This window comes from Chitinophagales bacterium (assembly GCA_041392475.1).
In the GTDB taxonomy this organism is placed as follows: domain Bacteria; phylum Bacteroidota; class Bacteroidia; order Chitinophagales; family UBA2359; genus JAUHXA01.
The window spans coordinates 39,927-60,303 of the sequence record JAWKLZ010000004.1 but is presented as its reverse complement, the minus strand read 5'-3'; the positions used below and the strand labels follow the sequence as shown (position 1 = coordinate 60,303).

Here is a 20,377-nt window from a genome sequence, read left to right as displayed (position 1 = left end):
CCCTCTTGGGAGGGGTAAGGGGTGGGTTTAAGTAATATAAACAATCAATGCGGAAACCAATAGAAAGTTGATTTTCTTACTTCTGATACATTTTAAATGGAACTACAAAAGTCTAAATCGGGAACTTATTTTTTATGTGTTCCTCAGCCATTCTTCAACTTATTGGAGAATGGCTAAATTGTTTTTGGGTTTTCTTGAAAATAAATTTGCAGGGAAAACTATTTTCAACTACATTTGTATATACAATAGTTGTTGCAACATGAATAACCAATACTTTCAAGCTATTCTTCAAATTATCCGAACAGGACACTGGATTACAGATCAAGTGAGCATAGAGTTGAAAGAATTTGACATTACCGAGCCTCAATACAATGTTCTGAGGATACTGAGAGGTGCAAAGGGAGAACCTTTGACCGTACAGCGAATTTTGGAGAGTATGGTGCAGCGAAGCAGCAATGTGACTCGGATTGTAGATAAATTGAAGGCAAAAGGTTATGTGCAACGAAAAAAATGTCCCCGCAATCGCAGAAAAATGGACATTACCATCACTGAATCGGGTTTGGAAATATTGAAGGAAATGGATGAAAAGTTGCAAGCTTTTCACAAACCCATGATGGTAAATCTCAACAACGAGGAATTGGAAACACTTAAAAATTTAATCATCAAGTTAAAATCTCACAACAATGACTAAGAAAATACTCGCTTTTGGCGCAAGCAGCAGCAGGGCTTCTATCAACAAAAAATTCGCAACTTTCGCTGCCCATCAAATTGAAGGTGCAGAAGTGAACTTATTGGATTTGAACGATTTTGAAGTGCCGATTTACAGCATGGACAAAGAAATGGCAACAGGGTTTCCCGAATTGATCAAGCAGTTCAAACAACATATTTTAGATGCCGATGGTTTGATTATTTCTTTTGCCGAACACAATGGAGCGTATTCGGCTGCCTTCAAAAACATCATGGATTGGGTATCTCGGATGGAAGGAAGCACTTGGGCCGACAAACCCATGTTTTTAATGGCGACTTCACCAGGAGGTCGAGGCGGCGCAACGGTTTTGGACATTGCAGTGAACAAATTTCAGTTTATGGGCAAAGGCGCAATTACCAGTTTTTCCCTGCCTTTTTTCGGCAAAAACTTTTCGGAAACGGAGGGAATTACCGACGAACAATTGGCGCAGACTTTTGAAGAAAAATTGAAGATGTTTGTGAAGAGTTTGTGAGCAAGAGAATAACCTCCACCGTATAATTACAATATTATCACCCAATTAGCCATCCTTCAATTTTTAGATTGTTGGGTGGCTAATTTTTTTTCAAGAAAAAGCAGAAAAAAATATTTCCTTTTTTCCCAAACTCTTTATCCTTTCCGTCTATGAGAGCGAATCAAATTTTTAACAACATTTAAAACCTTTAATCATGACAACGATTCAAAAATTATTCGCTTTTAGTTTTTTCGCTTTTATCGCAATGTTCAGTCAAACAACAGTTAATGCAGCAGCCTACATCAAGTTTGATGGTGTTGATGGAGAATCCAACATCGTAGAAAGAGTCGAAGCACCTCCAACGGACGGCAATCACTTGGTCGCAACCAACAAACGAAGTGGCGCACAAATATTCTTGACCGCTTCTGGTGGCAAAATCCAACGAATGTTTGCCAAATCAAGAGAAGGCAAAATCAAAGTATTGGAAGGTACAGCATCGGGCTGTTCACAAGGCGGTTTGTGTACCACTTTTCAAATCAAAAAATGTTTTACAACCCCTTGGGGAGAGTGCTTTTGTGTGTGTGGAGCTTGGTTTGCAGACAGTAGCAGTGGCTCAACAGGTGCAGCAGTTGGTGTTCCTGCTTTTATGAGATATGGCATTGCAGATTTGCCTGATGGTGTGAATGTAATCGCTCAAACAAGAGAACACATACTTTTGGCTGCAATCGTTGAAAAAGGTGAATTGGTAGGTATGGGAAGCATCAACCCACAAGGAAGTTTCAACCGTTTTACCCCCGACACACCTTGCAGTGGCTACATCGTTCAGCCTTGTGCAGACGGTTCTGCTCCTGGAAGTTACTACGATAACAACGGAAAATGTGTGGCATACTGTACAGGATATATTGTATTAGACACTGCTATTTTCCAACCTGTGAAATCTTATAGTTTGCGTCCAAATGGTCCTTGTAGCGATTGGATTGCAGCACCTTGCGGAAAAGGGTACAAAATGGTGACTTGGTACGATTACAATACTGGCAAATGTGTGGCGATTTGTGAACCCAACTAATTATTTTTAGTGAAACAAGAATCAATAGGTGAGAAGCGAGATGTCATATTTGAGTCTTGCTTCTCATCTTCTTTTTTTCTAATAGCCATTCTTCAATTTTCGGATTGGAGAATGGCTATTTTGTTTTTTCAATAAAGATTCTGTTCATTTGTTGGCAACTTCAATCCTTTTGCAGTCCACTTTGTCTTCTTTTCCATCATCTCCACAAACGATATGAAGCCAACCAATTGATTAGAAATTTTAATTACTCGCCTTCTTTCAAGATGGATTTTCAGACTACTTGAAAAAGGACTAAAAGAGATACTTATTATTTCTGCCCATGTTGTCTCAGTGGTTTTTCCTGTAAAACCAGTTTTCTGAATCCTTTTATCATCAAAGATGACTCTGTGATTGTAGTAATATACCAAGCAATAAATGGGCAGACTTAACATCAATCCTCCAAATACTATTGCTAAAGTAATTTTATCTTTCCCTTCTGTATAGAGCATCATGAAGATTATAAATATTGCCAAACAAAGCACTATTAAACCTGCATTTTTATAAAATTTATTAGCTCTCAGTACATATTGTCCTTTTGAATTTTTACTAACATCTGTATTTACATATGTGCTTATATAGCTCATAATTAAATGAATAATAACTCCCGTAGCTGCAATTGTTATTAAGTTTACCCAGACCATGGCTTATATATTTTATTTATAATAAAAAGTATTTAACCAAAGATATGCTTGTTTTAGTTCCATTTTGGAGATTTTAAACGAAAAAATAAAGCCATTCCCAATACACCCCCCAAACCCGAACTTTGGAGCAAGATGGTGTACATTGGCGTTTTCGGCATCACATACTGCAGGATTATTTTGCGGAGAGGTGTGAACAGAAACGGCTAGATGTAAAGGAACTTACTCATTAAGCGAGGTTCACGCTGTACAAGTGTTCTTTTTTATCTAAAAGTTCCTGTTCAAATTGAATTGGGTTCAAAGCATATTGTTAGCCAACAAATAACGCCTTTCTAACATGGAATCAAAGTGATTAAGGTCAAAAATCTTTATTGTAGCTTGACCTATATTTGTTTTTGCCAAAATGAGTCCACTATCTTCTACCTCGAAGTGATTACTCCAAACATCCATTCTTGGATTGAAAAAGCGTACAGGAACATGAATTCCTTCTAAAAAAGTAGCAACATCTGTCCCTTTGTTCCAATTGCAAATAGGACAAGAATAGGCTAAGTTATTGTTGTCTGATGTTCCCCCATGCTTCTGACTGATAATGTGTTCTATGTGAAAAGCAAGAAATGAATAACGTTCATAAATTCGACAATACTCACAACGATAATCAGCTCTTGTTGCAACGAATTGTCGAACCGATTCAGGAATATATACACTCATAGATTAGCCATTTCTAAGTGATATATCCGCTTTAATTTTAGCAAGTCGAAGAAGCCTTTCCAATACAATAAAGTGATTCAATTCGTCATACTCCTGCTTGCTGATACCTGGACCTCTTGATTTTTCCATCAACAAATCAAACCTGTCTTGCACCTCCTTTGAAGCCTTCAATGCCAATATCTTTTTGGGTTCAAGAAGGGCGATTACCTCTGCAATTTGGTCATAAACGCCATAAATCGTTGTCATAGAATGTTTTTTGATTGAACATTGTAAAATACACAAATACCCTTTAACAACAATTCCAAAAGTTCAAGTGTTTCTTGTGATTGATTTCATTTTCGGAATTTGTTGAAATTCTACCTCACCAAACTCACATTCCCCTTCCGCTCCAAACTCACTTCCTCCCCACACTCATTCACCACCGTTGCCTTCAAGTGCCAAACATAGACCCCAAGTGCCGCCTCTTTGCCTGTATTCAGCGCAACCCCATTCCAAGCCGCATCCACATCTTGACTGCCAAATACTTGTTTGCCCCAACGGTTGAAAACCATCAACTCATAATCCGCAAAAGCATAAGGAAAAACAGGATGGAAAGAATCGTTTAGCCCATCTTCATTTGGTGAAAAAGCCGTCGGAAAACTCAAAATCTGATTCAACCCTGCAAAGTCCAAACACTTCTCTACAAGCGGAACCGAACAGGTTGCCATTGCAGCCTCGCTATTGGCACATTCCACGGCTCCGATTGCAGTCACTTCAATGCTTACCTCGTCCGTTGCCGTTAGGTTTTCTACCGTATAAGTCGTGGCAGTTTGGGTGAAATTGTCGGTCATTGCGCCACTCAAAACAACTTGGTATTCAATAGCGTTTGTCGATGCACTCCAACTGAAGGTGATGCTGTTGTCGGTGATTTCCCCACATTCCACCAAAACCGCTTCCAAAGGTGCAAAGACTTCAATTGTAGCACTTTCGGCATAAGAACAGCCATTGTTGAAGTCCGTGTATGCGTATTGAATCGTATGAATGCCGACACCAGCAGCAGCAGGATTGAAAAAGGTATTGTTTTCGACACCATTTCCAAAGAAAATGCCGCCTGCTGGCGTGGCAGTCAATTCAAAACTTGCTATATCACTGCAATAAAAAGGATTGAAATTATTGATTTCGATAACGAGAGGAGGACAGTCCGCAACATTGCAGGTGGAAACTCCCTCCGCATTTTGACCACAAATCGCACTTCCAAAAGCCACCACACTCAAGGTCACAAAGTCGCTAGGCAGCAAACCCGTGATTTCAAAATTGGTGCTATTCGTGTTGGAAAATACGGAATTGCCCCCATTGATAGAATAGCTAATATCGTAGCCATCTGCTCCTTCAATGGGCGACCAGTCGAATAAAACTGCATCAATAGTGCTGCTGCAATTGACCGTGATAGATGGCGACAAGCTATTGACGGTGATTTCAATATCTTGACTCGTAGTGACAACGCAAGGCGAATTTGGAGTATAAGTAATGGTAAAAACACCTGAGCCACTGGCATCTATATCTATTGTTCCTGTGCTGCTGTCAATTACTCCGCTACCACTCATAGCCCACGTTCCACCAAAAGAACTGCCGCCGAGCAAAGTAGGCTGAACCATATCCCCATTTCCTTCGCAGGTCTCAAAAGACGGAGGCAAGTCGAATTCAATCATTTCGATAGGTAGAATATCTATGACGGTGACGAAAAATTCACCATTAGAACTCGAAAAATAGACCTCATGCGTGCCTACCTGCGATTGGTCAATGAAGATTTCGCCTGTAAAAGAGTCAATTGATAAACCGTCTGAACCCGAAAATAGATAGTCTATACCACATCCAAAAACATCTATAAAAGGGGTTACGCTATTTTCATCTTCACAAAAAACGGTATTGGGATAAAACGCAAATACTTCTCCAAAGCCAGGTGGCATAAAAGACAAAGAAATAGGGGGACAGGACAAATCGAGTATAGGAATGTCGATGCTTGGGAAAAAACTCGATTGACCACAGCCACAATTGCAGTCGCCATTTTCGCATATTGGATGGAAGGTAATCAAAGTATCGTTCACATAATCAATTTGATAAACCCATTGAATCCTGTTGTTCAACTCCAATGGCTGGGAAAACAGTTCAACAAGATTGCCGCCTATTGTTTCCCATGCGCTGAAAGTTACCGAATTGGGACCTGCATATTGGGCGTTGGGTTGGATAATCAAGGTCGCAAAATTGTAAGGCGGAGGCAATTGTGTTGTGTCCTGCAAAGCCAATGAACTGTCGGCGCTGACCACATAATGCCACCGTCCAGCACCCGTTGAATAAGGAATCTCCACAATCAGGGTGTCTGCCACAAAACCCAAAGTGTCGGACTGACAAACATCCCCCAAACCTTCAAAAGAGCATTCACCTCCAATCGCACCGCAAGACCCCAAATCACCCAGCAAAGGCAAGAAAATATCGAAGAAATTAGCCGTCACAACCACCGAATCCACATTCACCAAATCCCCTTGACCACCCGACCAATTCGCCTCGCTGACTGTACATTCGTCAGGTGTAAGGATATTCACTGCAATGTTTTGCGCCTCACAATCGCTCAAAGGATTTTCAACGATGGTTTCGTACAACATCGGGCAACATTCTTGCAGCAAATCCAAACTCCAATCAAAAGTCGGCGGTCCCGTTCCTGCAATCGTTATCGTGTTGGAGCAGTCAGCAGAACCCCCACCAGGACAGCCGTAATCCACCTCCAAACCGATTTCCAAACCACCCGAAACTACATTATCGCTTGGGTCTTCAAAGCCCACTTTCACCGTATCTTCTGCGGCACATTCAGGCGTGTCCATTGTGTACACAAAGGTATAAACCCCACATTCGCTGACCGTTACCGAAGTTTCCGTACTATTCGCATCTTCAAATTCCACCACACCCACACTTTCATCGCAAACAATTGACCATGTACCGCCTTCGGGAGTAGCCATCAAAGTTGCTGTGAATCCACACAAAAGCGTGTCTGTTCCTGCAATTGGAGGGCATTGTGCCTGTATCAAAATAGTGACTTGCAGGCACAAAAAGCCCATCCACGAAATTTGTAAAAATTGTCTCATGTTATTTTTGTTTATATTTTATGATATTTTTTTGTAGCGAAAATTTGCCGTCGTTTGAAAAACACAGCGATATTTGAAAGATGTCACATTACGACCACCTTCACACCTTTTGTCACCTCTCCACTCTCCAAATCCTCCAATTGCAGCCAATACAAACCCTTCTGCAAATCTCGAACATCCAAATCCAAACCTTCGCTCTCCATAATCACCGCCCCATTTTTATCAAACAGTCTTACATTCAATTTATTAGAAAAACCAACAGGGGGCGAAATGTGCAGCCAATCACGAGAAGGGTTGGGGTAAAATTGCAGTTGGGAAAGGGCATTTGCTTCAATGACAGTCGGCAAGTCTTCTTCCACTTCTCCAATCGCAAAACGCACACTTGGCAATTGCACCGCCAAAGGTTTTTGCTTGTCATTCAGTAACTTCACATTCTTCAATCGGACAATCATCGGAATATCTGCGCCACTTTTATCAATACTACCCACCGAAAAAATACAGGCAATCGTACACAAGTCGCCACCCGTTGACACGCCCTTGTGGTCATTTCTGACCATCGCAATATCCCACTCATAGCGGTTGTGCTGCAACAATTGTAAGCTATCCAAAGTCATCATATCTAAGCCTTTTGTACCAATAGCAGAACCCTCATAAAAAATCACAGGAGCTTGAACAAAAACCGTATCAGGCACATCTGCTGCCACCAAAATTTCGATGGTCATCGAAACACCCAGCACATCTTCAAAAGCAGGATGGTTTTCGTCCGTTCCGATGCGGAACATATATTCATAACCCTCTTGAATCGTATCAATCAAATTAGCAGTCAATTGAAGTGGAATACCAAATTCTTCAATCGGGGAAAATCCATCTGTTGAAGCATTGTAGGCAACGTGGTGTTGTTTGTAGTTTTGACGAATCGCCATTGCATCCAAGTCATTCACCTCTCCATCGCCATTTGCATCTGCAAAATGATAGTTGAGGCCATTGTTAAATTCAAACAACCATTCCTCAGATGCTTTCGGCAAAAAATCATTGTTTGTGTTTGTTCGACTCGAACCTTCAAAACCATAAGCCAAACCCACCGCCAACAAATCGTGGTGATTCACCTCGCCATTATTGTCTGTATCGCCTGCCCAGATACTTTCCCCCTGCCATGCTTCAATGAAAAATTCACCTGCCGCAGCATCCCGTCCGTCAATCATCAAATAATACACCTGATTGGCTTCTGTTTGCAGCGTTGCCAAAGCCTGATTGCTCGTAGAACTCATATTGTCGTTGCAAACCAACAAGTTCAATTCACCACAACTACCTTCATAAACAGCGATTTGTGCATCCTTCAATCCATTCTCCACATCCGCCCCATTGTCGTGAATATAAAAACTATAGATTTCGCCATTTCCCTCAAAAACATACCACAACAAATTATCCAAAGAAGCATCTTCAAAACAAACCGCCAAAGAATGTGCTGCTACGGGATTGCCCATATTTTGATTGTTGAAAGGGCCAATAAACTCTGAAGCTGCCATTGAAGGTAGCGCAAAAGGTTCTGCAAGGGTGCATTTATTGTGGTCAAAATGAACGCTTTTGCTCTGCAAACTCAAATCACTTACCCCATCATTCGTCACGTTGCAATGGTAATCGCCCGCCCTCGTAACGATGTAAAAATCCTCTGTTGAAGTTTCTACCCATTGACCATTTCTGTACCAATGGTAGCGGTTGTTGGGTGAATTTCCTGCGGGCATAAACAAAACATCTTCGTTCGTCTTTGTCAAATCTGCCATTTTTTGGGGTGCATATCGGAAAGTCTCAAAAATTGGATTGTTTAGTTGGGCTGCAATGTTTTCCTCCAAACCATCGAAGGTGAATTGATTTTTTTGAATCCAACATATCTTCAAATTTGATAAATGCGCTAAGTCTGGAACCACTCCATTGAGTTGATTGTCATTGAGGTAAAGGTGAGTCAATTGTGGTGCTTGATTAAAGTTAGGAATTGCTCCCTCTAATTGATTACTGCCCAAATTGAGCCATTCTAAATTCGGCAATTGGTCAAAACTGGGAATTGCAGCCGTCAATTGATTGTCTGCCAAACTCAATAATTGTAGTTTTGGCATCACCGAAAAATTGGGAATTTCACCTTCAAGCTTGTTTCCACTCAAAGACAAATTCTCTAAACTGGGCAAATTGAAGTTGGGAATATTTCCTTCAATATCATTGCCGCTAAGGTTGAGCCATTTCAAATTGGGCAAATTCAAATTGGGCAAGACCCCAGTTAAGTTATTGTTGGACAGTGAGAGGCTAATGATGCGATTTTTGGTTTCGTCCAAAGTGATGCCTTTCCAATCCTCTATCTCGCCTTCCAACCATCCTGAATTGTCCATCCAGTTTTTGCCATTTGTAGTTTCGTAGAGTGCTACCAAAGCCAAAGAATCTGACTCGCTTACTTGCGCCATTGAAGGTAGCGAAAGGAGCAAGATAAAAAGGGGGAATGTGATGGTTTGTAAGGTGTTCATAGTAAATGGTATTTTTTCAATCATTTGAATATTAAGCGAGAAAAAATTCTCCGTGCCTCCGAGCCTCTGTGTTCAATTTGATTTCCCTTCAAATCTATCCCTTTTCGCCCACTGCCCCAAAAACATTTTTTCCGAAATTCACTAAAAAAACAGTCTTTGAAGTGAAAAAAGACGGGGGTTCTAAAAAATAGGACATTGACTAACAATGCCTTAACCATTTTCTTAAAAACCCTTATCTTGCAGCACATAACTGCAAAATCAAGCAAAAAAGAACAAGATGTATAAAGATAAGTTGGTTCAATTCCTCAAAACGCTGCCTGCCAAAGAATTGAAGGAGCTAAAAAAGTACATTGAATCGCCTTTTCACAACAACAATCGGCGGGATAAAGTCCTTCAATTGTTCGACTGTTTGTATGCACACCACTCCAATGATTTTACCCACTCCAAATTGCAGGAAATCAATGTTTTCGAGACACTTTTTCCACACAAAAACTACGAGTCTAAAAGGGACAAACAGCAGTTTAGCAACATCAAAAATCAGTTGATGAATTTGGTGAAAGATTTTTTGCTCGAAAAAAAATTGCAGGCAGATACTTCCACCAAAAATCGTTTGTGGTTGGAAGTGCTTTTTGAGCGAAAACTTTTGGAACAACTGCAAAGTGAAATTAGCAGCATCAAAAATCAATACGAAAGTCAGCCAACCAAACAAACGGCAGATTACCAAAACCTTCACCTCCTTCAAGAGTTCGATTTTGCCTTTAACATCGTCACCAAAGGACGAGCCACAAATAGCAATTTTCAGGCAGTAGCCGATAGTTTTGATGCTTATTTCATCGTACAGAAATTGAAGTATTTTTGTGTGATGCTCAATGAGCAATTGTTGACCGCTGTTTCTTATGAGTTTCGATTTGCAGACGAATTGTTGGGCTATTTGGAGGAGAGTCCTTATACCGAAATTCCTTTGGTCAAATTGTACCGTTTGTTGATGTTGTTTTTGAAGGAAGAAAAAGAGGGATTTATTGGAGAATTGAAGGAAGGGCTGCAATTGCATCGGGAAGATATTGCTAAAGGAGAATTACGACAGATATATACTTGCCTGATTAACTACTATAACACCCAATTGACGAGTGGGAAAACAGACTACTCACAAGCTATTTTTGAAGTCTATCAATTGATGGTCGAACAAGAAATCATTTACACCAATGACTTTATCACCCCGCCCGTTCACTTTATCAACATCATTCGTGCCGCCATTTATGCCAATCAATTGAAGTGGGCAAAAGACTTTTACGAATCCAATCAAGACAAAATGAGGACATCACAAGCCTCTTTGAAGGTCTATGCCAAAGCGGTTTTGCAGTTCCATCAACAAGAATTTCAAGCCACAATTGACACCCTTCAAGCCTACAAACACGAGCAGGATTTTTGGCGGTACAAGGAGCATAAAGTGTTGTTGATAAAGGCTTACTATGAACTTGACGACGACGAACAACTCCTCAAATTATTGACCGCCTTCAAACAATACCTCCTCCGACACAAAGATTCGACTTTCACACCTCATTTTCTACAAGTGTATCAAGCTTTTATCGCTTCTGTTGAAGGGCTGTACGCACTGCAAACGATGCCTGTTTATCCTGTGGAGGATAGAAAAAATGCTGCTCAAAAATTGAAGGAAGATATTGAAGGGGCGAAACACATTGCAGAGAAAAAATGGCTGGGGCAGAAGGTTGGGGAGTTTTTACTTCCGTGATTAAAAAGTTACAAATCTTTAGGTGTTATTATCTGAAGGTTGTCTATTCTTTCAAAATGTTTTTGGTTAAGTGTTGCTAATGGTAAGCCATCGTCTTTTTTATCCCCACGATAAACTTCATATTTTACAATAGAGGAAATTTTGAATTGATAATGAGCTGCTAAACGAAATAAAAAACTGTTCTCTTTTTTTGTTTTGCGATAATAATCAATGGGTACCGTACTGTCTAAACAAATTACTTCCATTGGTTAAAATGTGACTTTTTATCAGTGAAAAATTTTAATTCTTCTTGGCTCATAATTGGTCCAGATAACAGTAATTTTTGAAAATCATTCAACTCATTGTTTTTTTGAATTACCTCATTATTTTCCTCCTTACTTTTGAAGGGAAGAATAATGACTTCTACCAAACCAGAAAATAAATTTTTAGGCAAATCAATTTGAAGTTGATTGTTTTCTACTTTAAGTATTTTTCTAATTGCGTGCATATACAGTTATTTTCTTTTTATTAGGTAGTCTATCCAATTACTTAACAAATATTTGATTTGTTAAGTTTCTTCTTACCTCACTAAAGTCAAATTCCCCATCACAACCTCCTCTTTTCCATCTTCATAACGCACCACCGCATAATAAGCATACGTTCCAATTGGCTGATTTTCATTTTTATAGATGCCATCCCAACCCGTATTTACATCCTGTGTGCGAAACACTTCATTGCCCCAACGGTTGTAAATCACCAACTCAACCGCTTCGATATTCAAGCCCCTAATTTGGAAAACATCATTGACCCCATCTCCATTTGGCGAAAAAGCATTGGCAAGCACCAATTGATTTTCATATACCAAGTCCACCGAAACAGAAGTCGTTGCAGTACAGCCATTTTCATCAGTAGCCCACAGGGTATAAGTCGTTGGAATTTGTGGAGTGACAAAAAGATTTGGGCAATTCTCACAACCCAATACCTCATTCTCCGATGAAGACCACAAATAAGTCAAGTCGCCTCTATAAAAACCCTCCACAAAACCTTGAAGCTCTATCGAAGTGCCGTACATAATAGCCGTATCTGCAACCATTTGAAGGTAAAAATCTCCCACAAACACACTGTCACTAACAGCAGCAATGCAGCCATTTTCATCTTCCACGTTCAAGTAAATGAATTGCCAACCTGCTTGATTCCAATTGATTGTAAAAATTCCATTTTCCTCCAATTGTGGCACGGACTCATCTGAAGTCGACCACACATAAGGGATGTCTTCACTGAAACTACTGCTCAAATCAAAGGCAATAGGTTCACCCAAACAAGCCGCATCGGGTAAATTCAGACTGACTTCAGGGCAGCCAAAAGTCATGCAATGACCCAAACCCGCCAAACTGTTGCCACACAATCCATTGCCAATCGCCACTACTTCAATGTCCACCTCATCCCATTCCGACAAATCGTTGATTTCAATAAACGTATCTGGCAACATAGTCTCGATAGCTCCCTGATTGTTAATGTGGTAAACGACATTGTACTCCAATGCTTCTTCAATAGAATCCCAATAAAAATACACACTGTGTTCTGTACTCTGTCCACAATTCACCACGGGAACCTCCAAAGGCGCAACAATTTCCACACTGAAATCGGTGCTATAAGTACAATCTCCTTGCTCCAAAACATACTCCACAAAGTGCGTTCCTTCACCCAAACTTGCAGGGTCAAAAGTGCTTGACAAACTACCATTTACATAAAAATCACCACCTTCGGGTGTAGCCTCCAAAGTCACCGTTTCGGCATCGCTGCAATATTCCAAATCCAAGTTGTCAATACTCAATTCCAAAACTGCACAATCTTGAGCAATACAAGTTTCGGAAGCCGCAGCACTGTTGCCACAAATCCCGTCATTCAAAACAATGACCGTCAATTCTACTTCATCTTGCGGATTCAGGTCATTGACTTCAAAAGTATTATCAGTAGTTGTAGTCATTATTAGATTTTCACCATTGACGGTGTAAGTCACTTCAAACTCAAAACCCGTCATTTCACTCCAATCGAAAGAAACAGAACTCGTTGTACTATTGCTGCAATTGATGTTTACCGCTTCCAAAGGTTCAGAAACATCAATGGTTTGTTCGGAAATCTGAGAAATGCACTCATTTTGAGTAACTTGTAGTTGGATGTTTTTTGTTCCTTCATTGTTCCATTGAACCCTATACATTTCCTGTCCAATGTTTTCCGATATTCCTCCATCAAAGTCCCATTGATAGGTAGCAGTAGAATTGGCAGTGCCAGTATAGGTCACAATAGAAGGATTGCTTATGCATATTGAAGCAGCATCTATTTCAAAATCAGCAGTTGGTAAGGGATTAATTTCTACAAACACATTGGTAGAATAGGTGCAATCACCCAAGGTCAAAATATATTCGATGTTGTGTGCGCCAAGCCCCAAGACCGAAGGCTCAAAAATGGCTGTTTCGTAGGCATATTCAGTGCCATTGATGCGGAAAAGCCCTCCAGATGGACTTGCTTCGAGAGAAAAAGATGCCATGTTTTCACAATAACTATTTTCCACATTGTCAATGCTCACCTCCATTGCAGCACAATCTTGTGCGATACAATTGGCAGTCGAGGCTAAACTATTTCCACAAACACCTTCTCCAATTGCAACAACCGAAATACTGACTTCATCTTGTGGATTCAAACCCGTCACTTCAAAAGGTGGACTGTCCACCGTAGTCACTATTTCGCTGCCATTGTTGATGCTATAAGTTATTTCATAAGCTACTGCTGTGTTTACCTCATTCCAATTGAAGGTGATGCTGTTTGTAGTACTTTCCAGGCAATTCACCAAAGGTACAGGTAACGGTGCCTCAACATTTATCTCAAAAGGAAGCTGGTAAATACAGCCAGTTTCACTATCAGTGTATTGGTATTCAAGGTTATTAGCACCAATCATTGCCGTTGCAGGGTTGAAGAAACTGTTGGTTTCTATCCCTTCTCCAATAAAAATACCTCCTGTCGGTGTTGCAGAAAGTTCAAAGTTGGGTTCATTGCTGCAATACAAAGCATTGAAATTGGTGATTTCGAGCAGAAGTTCGGGGCAATCGTTGGTCACACACATTGCAGTAGCTTCAACGTTTCCACAAGGTTCGGTTCCTATTGCCGTCACAAAGAGTTGAACCGTATCTTGAGGGGCTAAATCATTGACCGTAAATTCAGAATTTTCAATGGATAGCGGATTATTGGTGAATGCCCCATTGACAGAATAACTGATTTCGTATCCTTGTGCATTTTCTACATCTTCCCAATCAAAACTTACTGAATTGGTAGTTGCAGCAATGCAATCTACCTCAAAGGCTTCCATCGGCTCAACCAATGTGATTTCTTGTGAGAAAGTTTCGGAAATACAGCCTTGGTTTTCAATATATAAGGATATTCCACTTGGAGTTTGATGGTTTGTCCATACAACAGTATATGGACCAAACCCACTTGTAGGAGTGGCTACCCCTCCGCCAAAATCCCAGTGAAAGGTAGCATTTAAATCGGCAATTCCTGTGAAAGTAACCACTGCTTCCATGTTTCCATCTGTACAAATAATATTTGGAGTCACTTCAAATATAGCAGTCGGTACGGCAATGACCATCACGCTTTCCGATGTATTGTAGGTACAATCAGTTATAGGATCGGTATAAGTGTATTGAATTGTGACATTACCACCACTTGAAGCAGTGGGATCAAATTCATTACCGTTTACACCTGTTCCGCTGAATATTCCACCTTCAGGATTTGCTTGTAGGAAGACAATACCTTCATCATTGCAATAGGTAGCAGATAAGTTGTCAATACTTACCGAAAGTTCGGGACAATCTTCTACCACACATTCAGCAGTGCCTGTCAGTCCATTGCCACAAGGTTCTTCGCCAATAGGAACTACGCTGATATTCACGATATCGCCAATCTCCAAATCAGTTACATCGAAATAGGCATTGAGGGTGCTTATGGTGATTGGTGTGCCATTGTTGATGGTATAGGTTATTTCGTAGCCAAAGGCAAATGTTATGTGTTGCCACTCAAAACTAACGCTACTGCTACTTGTTTCGGCACAAATCACATTGGGGGCGGGTAAAGGCGATTGCAGCATAATAGATTCCGTCTGAGTATTTGAAGTACAACCATTTTCGGTGATGCTCAGACTGACATTGGCTGTTCCATTGGCGTTGTTCCAAATCACTGCAAGTGGTCCTGAGCCTTCTCCTGATACCAATGTTCCTCCATTAAAATTCCAATTGAAAACAGTACTGTCACCGTAAGTTGTACCTATAAAAGTAACAGTAGCTTCACTGGTTCCATCAGCACACAATATAAAAGGGGTGATTTCAAAATTTGGAACGGGAACAGGATGTATCGTATAAGGGGCTGTTATTGAATATTCGCAGCCATTGGTTTCTGTCACCGTATAGGTCGCAATATGGTTTCCTATCCCTGCAAGGGAGGGATTGAGTTGGTTTCCTGTGATACCTGCTCCACTAAAGATACCACCAGAAGGCGTTGCGAACAACATAAAAGGGGAAGCGTCAATGCAATATTGTTCCTCCAAATTCACAATATTGAGATCCATCGGAGGGCAATTGAGCACCGTACATTCAGTCATTCCCGCACCACTGTTGCCACAGGGAGGATTTCCGATAGCGATGACCGTAATCTGCACGGTGTTGTCGGGCAAAAGTCCTGTGACTTCAAAAGTGGAATTGAAGGTATTGGTATTTATAGGTGAGCCGCCATTGACAGTATAAGATACATCGTAATTGATTGCATTGGTTATGTCTTGCCAATCAAAATTAATGTTGTTGACACCAATTTCTGAACAACTGACGATAGGTGTTTCTAAAGGCTCAGAAAGCTCAATACTTTCAGTATGGATGGTTGATACACAGCTATTTTGAGTGACAGTTAATGAAATATTTTGTGTGCCAGTACCATTGTTCCAAATAAGGGTGTAAGGCCCTACTCCAGTACCAGACAGCAAAATTGCGCTACCAAAATCCCAATTGAAGTTAGCTGAAGAACTGGCTGTTCCAGTGTAAGTAATAGTGATTTCGCTTATCCCATCTGCACAAACTGTTGGTGCAGATATGGTAAAATCAGAAGTAGGAACAGCATAGACTACTACATTTTTAGTAGCCGTATATTCACAGTTTGTCAAAGGGTCTGTATAGTTATATGTTATAAGGTGTCCTGTTTCAAGGGTGACGATGCTTGGATCAAATACACTTACTCCGTTTCCATTAATGCTAAATGTTCCTCCAGATGGTGTTGCAGTTAAATTGATGGGGGCATGGTCATTGCAGAATACAGATAGAATATCTATAGAAGGGTTCAAAATTGGGCAATCGTCTGCAATACAAGAAACAGTGACGGTATTGCTGTTGCCACATACGCCGCTATTGAGAGCTGTGACAGTAATTTCCACTTCATCGTTGGCGGTTAAACCTGTTATTTGGTAACCGGAATTGATTGTATTGTCGGTCATTGCGGGAGTTGCGCCATTGACAGTGTAACTTACATCATAACTACTTGCCCCTAAAATGTCTGCCCAGTCAAAAGTTACAGAATTGGTGGTGCTATTGCTGCAATTGACTACTAGTGGGGGCAGTGGATTTTGAAGGCTAAGAGATTGATTCGCTGTATTAGAAGGACATCCATTTTCTTCAATGTCCAGACTTATATTGACCGTTCCTGTTCCTGCATCTAACCAAGAAACGGTGTAAGGGCCTTCTCCTGTGCCTGTAACGACTGTTCCTCCACCAAAATCCCAATTAAAGGTAGCGGTATTTGTATCTACAACTGTTCCTGTAAATGTCACCGTAATTTCGCTGCTGCCATCGGCACACAATTCTGTTGCAGAAAGGGTAAAATCTGCAATGGGTGTATCGAATATATCTACTACCACCACTACCGAATCGGTACAACCATTACTTTCTGCAAAAATCCAGTAAGTCCCTGAATTGTTAATATTTGTACTACTTAAAACTGCTCCAACTACACCTGAATTGTTAGAATGGTAACTAATGCTGGGAGAAGTAGAATTGGTATCGGTAATAGTGATTGTGCTTAGGTCAAAATTTCCATTACAGCTACTTTGTGGAGGGATAGAATTGTTTATATCGGGATTTTGTTGGATGGTTATATCAGTTGTTGCCGCTTCTGAAGTGCAGCCATTGGCAGTGACTATAAGCGAATATGTTCCTGATTGAATAGGAGATGCATTGATGAGTATTGGATTTTGAAGCGGGGAATTGAAACTATCTGGACCAGTCCATTGAAAGCTGACATCTCCTGCAACGCTGGTGGTGGATCCTATTAGTTGAATGTTTGTTCCTTCACAAACTTCTATATCTGCATTGACAATCGCATCTGGCTGTTGGTAAACAACGACTTCGGTACTTGCAGCAGTAGAAGGACAACCATCTGCCGTAACGGTTAGGTAGTAAGTTCCTGCAATGCTGATGTCCGCATTGCTTAGTATTGGATTTTGTAGGTTGGAAGAAAAATCGTTCGGCCCTGACCAATTGTAGCTAATGTTTGCAACAGTACTAGTTGTTGTTGCTGTCAGTTGAATGTCTGTTCCTTCACAAGCAGGGCTATCGTTATTAGCAGTTGCATCGGGAATATCTGGCGTACTTACTATTGCTTGTTCTACGGATGTGCAGTCGTTGGCATCGGTAACAGTGACAGTATAAGTTCCAGAAGCTAAATTGATTGCAGTAGCAGTGGTTTGAACAGGTGTAGTGTTCCATGCGTAGGTATATGGAGTCGTTCCTTGGGTTACTATTGCAGTAGCTTCACCATCTTGCAGCCCACAAGTAGCATCTATGGTGGTGATGGTAAATTCCACTGAACCAATGGTTACTTGCACGCTTTTGGTATCTGTACAACCAGCCAAGTCGACAATTACCCAATATTGTCCACTTGTACTAACTGTTGAGCCAATGAGATTTCCTATGCTACCTGCATTATCGTTGTAAAAATTGACGGTTGCGGTATTTACATCCAAACCATTGATGTCGGTGAGTACCATGCTACTCAAATCGAAATTGTCTGTGCATGAAATTTGGTCTGGTATGGGAGTCAGGTTGGGTTGTGCGATGAATATTACATCTATCTGAAAAGGTAGACTTTCGCATCCATTACCAAGTGTTTCGGTTATCCAAAAAGAAGTCGTGCCAGCACTTGTATTGTCAATGTGGTCGGAAGGGGAAGCACCAACAGATGGAGTAAACGTAGAACCAGTGGCAATTGGCGCAGTTGTAATTATGGATGGATCAATATTGTACCATTTGATTGTACCTCCATTAGCAGGTATTGAAGTGAGCGGTATTACTGGACTATCTACACAGTATTCGATTGGTGTATTGCCACTTGGAGGAGTATTGGGTATGATTACAGTGACAACTATATTATCAAATGAACTACAAACTCCATCTGAAACTTCAAGGGTATAAATAATTTCTCCTTGAAAACTGGCAGGCAAGCTACTTGTATTGAGAGTAGGGGTAAGTAGCGATGTATTGTTCAAATAGTTGGTAGCACCACTTGGGCTGGCCGTCCAAGTATAAGATATGCCTGCTACGGGATTGGTAACAGAAGCATTTAATTGGAAATCGGGTGAAGTTGTACAAATGGTATAGTCATCTCCTGCAATGGCAGTAAAAGTGCAGGGAGGTAGTATGCTACAATCCAAAACTGCATCCCCCGTCCATGTAAGATTGAAGCCAGAAGATGAGCTTTCAAAATTATCCACCAATATGTAATATACTTCTCCTGGTAGGACATCGAGAGGGGCTACGAATCCATTTCCTCCTGAGCCTTCGGAAACGTCAGTAGCATTGTTGCCTAAACCTGTTTGTGGACAATAAAAGCAGGCATCATCTGCATAAGAACAACGAATGGGACTGCCCAAATTGCCGCAATCAACATCTGGACCATAAATAGCAAAATCGTAGTCTTCTCCTAAACCTCCTGCGGGATCTATAATAAATGCGAGTGATCCACCATCATTGAGTCCTGAGCCAATTTGGATGGAATACCAAGCTGCTTGATGTTCTAAGCTCAAACAACCATTATTATTAAAAGGAGAAGCAAAATCATTTTGACCTGCTCCATTACTATTGTAATTTAACAGACCGCTGCTGCAAACATGTAAAGCATTGACACAATCCGTAGGTTCTGGTTCGGGGCAAACACTTGTATTGATGGCAATATCGAAGTCGGTACAAGAATTTGGATTGATTTGTGAGGAAACTACAATTGTATAGGTTTCACCTGCGGTCAATTCCAATTGTAAGGTTGGATTTCCTCCAAATCCAGGGGTATCCGATGCTAAACATGAAGCGGATGAAGAACTCGGACACTCACTGAGTACGAAAGCTCCTGTATAAGAATCGGTATTGGTAATGTCAATGACATAACAATCTGTTGTTGGGGCGGTGAACTCGATTACAAAATCATTGCCTCCCATATAAGAACTGTTACATGCGCCACCACTGCCAAAAGTATTCTCGACTTGGCAGGTGGATAATCCAACGGCTGAGAAAGGCACAGTATTGACTATGTATGGATTAGTGCAGTCATTCCCCGCAATACAGGAATTGATATATATGTCAAAGCCGGTACAATCAGGTGAGGGCCATGTAGATACAATGATATAGTAGGTAGTTCCATTTATCAAATCTGTACTGAGGGTTGGGTCCCCGTCTATGGATGTAGAAAAGTCAATGCAATTGGTACTGGAGTTATCTGGACAGCCATCTAAAACAAATAAGCCTGTCCAATTCGAGGTATTGTAAGTATTGAACAAATGGCAACCTGATTGAGTGGCAGTGTATTCAAAGACGTAATCTTCGCCATTCATATAGGAGCTACCGCATGTCAAAGCAGCTGTATAATCATCCCCCGTTCCACAAGTAGTTAGGTTGGTTTGGGCAAAAGGTAGGCTATTGATAGCAGTTGGATTGCTGCAAGTATTTTGTGCATTACTTGCAGTCATGTGCCAAATAAAAAATACGACAAAAAAAGATAGGTTTATTCTGTTCACCTTCAATTTTTTAAATAATTACAAGTAAAATAATTTTGTGCGATAAATTAATTTTTCACGTCTATAATTTATCCATCTTCTGCAATGGCCTTTAGGATGGCAGATAAGGAACAGATTATTAAGGTAGTAAATGTTAAGTGTGGGGTAAGATTTTTGAGAATAGTGCTTAATAATAGATAATTGTGTGAATGGAGTTAAAATTAAAAGGCTAAAATTACGGCATTTTGTAAGGAAAAAAAAAAAAGATGCTTTTTTTATAGTGTTTTGTCAAATTCTAA

At 40.6% G+C, this 20,377-nt stretch carries 12 protein-coding genes; 4 read left to right on the top strand and 8 right to left on the bottom strand.

What is annotated here, in order from left to right:
- The first annotated feature begins 259 nt into the window (after positions 1-259).
- The 3 genes from R3E32_29690 (at position 260) to R3E32_29680 (ending at position 2,265) form a co-directional block, all read left to right on the top strand.
- A complete protein-coding gene (locus R3E32_29690) occupies positions 260-691 on the top strand; it encodes a MarR family transcriptional regulator (GenBank protein ID MEZ4888936.1) in 432 nt (143 codons plus the stop codon).
- Complete coding sequence (locus R3E32_29685; GenBank protein ID MEZ4888935.1) at positions 684-1,220, top strand: NAD(P)H-dependent oxidoreductase; 537 nt, start codon at positions 684-686, stop codon at positions 1,218-1,220. The genes R3E32_29690 and R3E32_29685 overlap by 8 nt, the downstream gene beginning before the upstream one ends.
- Positions 1,221-1,413: 193 nt before the next feature.
- Complete coding sequence (locus tag R3E32_29680) at positions 1,414-2,265, top strand: hypothetical protein (GenBank protein ID MEZ4888934.1); 852 nt, start codon at positions 1,414-1,416, stop codon at positions 2,263-2,265.
- Between the two features lie 128 nt (positions 2,266-2,393).
- Here the strand turns inward: R3E32_29680 and R3E32_29675 are convergent, their stop codons facing one another.
- The 5 genes from R3E32_29675 to R3E32_29655 all read right to left on the bottom strand — a co-directional run bounded on the left by R3E32_29675 (position 2,394) and on the right by R3E32_29655 (position 9,276).
- Positions 2,394-2,945, bottom strand: a complete 552-nt coding sequence (locus R3E32_29675; GenBank protein MEZ4888933.1) for a hypothetical protein — start codon at positions 2,943-2,945, stop codon at positions 2,394-2,396.
- A 294-nt stretch (positions 2,946-3,239) separates the two neighbouring features.
- Positions 3,240-3,650 (bottom strand): HNH endonuclease signature motif containing protein, encoded by a 411-nt coding sequence (locus R3E32_29670; GenBank protein ID MEZ4888932.1) that lies wholly within the window; start codon positions 3,648-3,650, stop codon positions 3,240-3,242.
- Positions 3,651-3,653: 3 nt separating this feature from the next.
- A complete protein-coding gene (locus R3E32_29665) occupies positions 3,654-3,896 on the bottom strand; it encodes a hypothetical protein (GenBank protein MEZ4888931.1) in 243 nt (80 codons plus the stop codon).
- A 110-nt stretch (positions 3,897-4,006) separates the two neighbouring features.
- Entirely contained in the window at positions 4,007-6,766 is a 2,760-nt protein-coding gene (locus R3E32_29660) for a gliding motility-associated C-terminal domain-containing protein (GenBank protein ID MEZ4888930.1), read from the bottom strand.
- A gap of 83 nt (positions 6,767-6,849) precedes the next feature.
- Entirely contained in the window at positions 6,850-9,276 is a 2,427-nt protein-coding gene (locus R3E32_29655) for a T9SS type A sorting domain-containing protein (GenBank protein MEZ4888929.1), read from the bottom strand.
- Positions 9,277-9,553: 277 nt separating this feature from the next.
- Here R3E32_29655 and R3E32_29650 point away from each other — a divergent pair, with 277 nt between their 5' ends.
- Positions 9,554-11,026 carry a hypothetical protein gene (locus R3E32_29650; GenBank protein ID MEZ4888928.1) on the top strand — a complete coding sequence of 491 codons (1,473 nt, stop codon included), beginning with the start codon at positions 9,554-9,556 and terminating at the stop codon, positions 11,024-11,026.
- An 8-nt stretch (positions 11,027-11,034) separates the two neighbouring features.
- Here R3E32_29650 and R3E32_29645 read toward each other — a convergent pair whose 3' ends face one another.
- From R3E32_29645 to R3E32_29635, 3 genes are all read right to left on the bottom strand, one after another.
- Positions 11,035-11,271, bottom strand: a complete 237-nt coding sequence (locus R3E32_29645) for a hypothetical protein (protein ID MEZ4888927.1) — start codon at positions 11,269-11,271, stop codon at positions 11,035-11,037.
- Positions 11,262-11,513 carry a hypothetical protein gene (locus R3E32_29640; protein MEZ4888926.1) on the bottom strand — a complete coding sequence of 84 codons (252 nt, stop codon included), beginning with the start codon at positions 11,511-11,513 and terminating at the stop codon, positions 11,262-11,264. Before R3E32_29640 ends, R3E32_29645 begins: the two co-directional genes overlap by 10 nt.
- Positions 11,514-11,585: 72 nt before the next feature.
- Positions 11,586-20,099, bottom strand: a complete 8,514-nt coding sequence (locus R3E32_29635; GenBank protein ID MEZ4888925.1) for a gliding motility-associated C-terminal domain-containing protein — start codon at positions 20,097-20,099, stop codon at positions 11,586-11,588.
- Between the last annotated feature and the right edge of the window lie 278 nt (positions 20,100-20,377).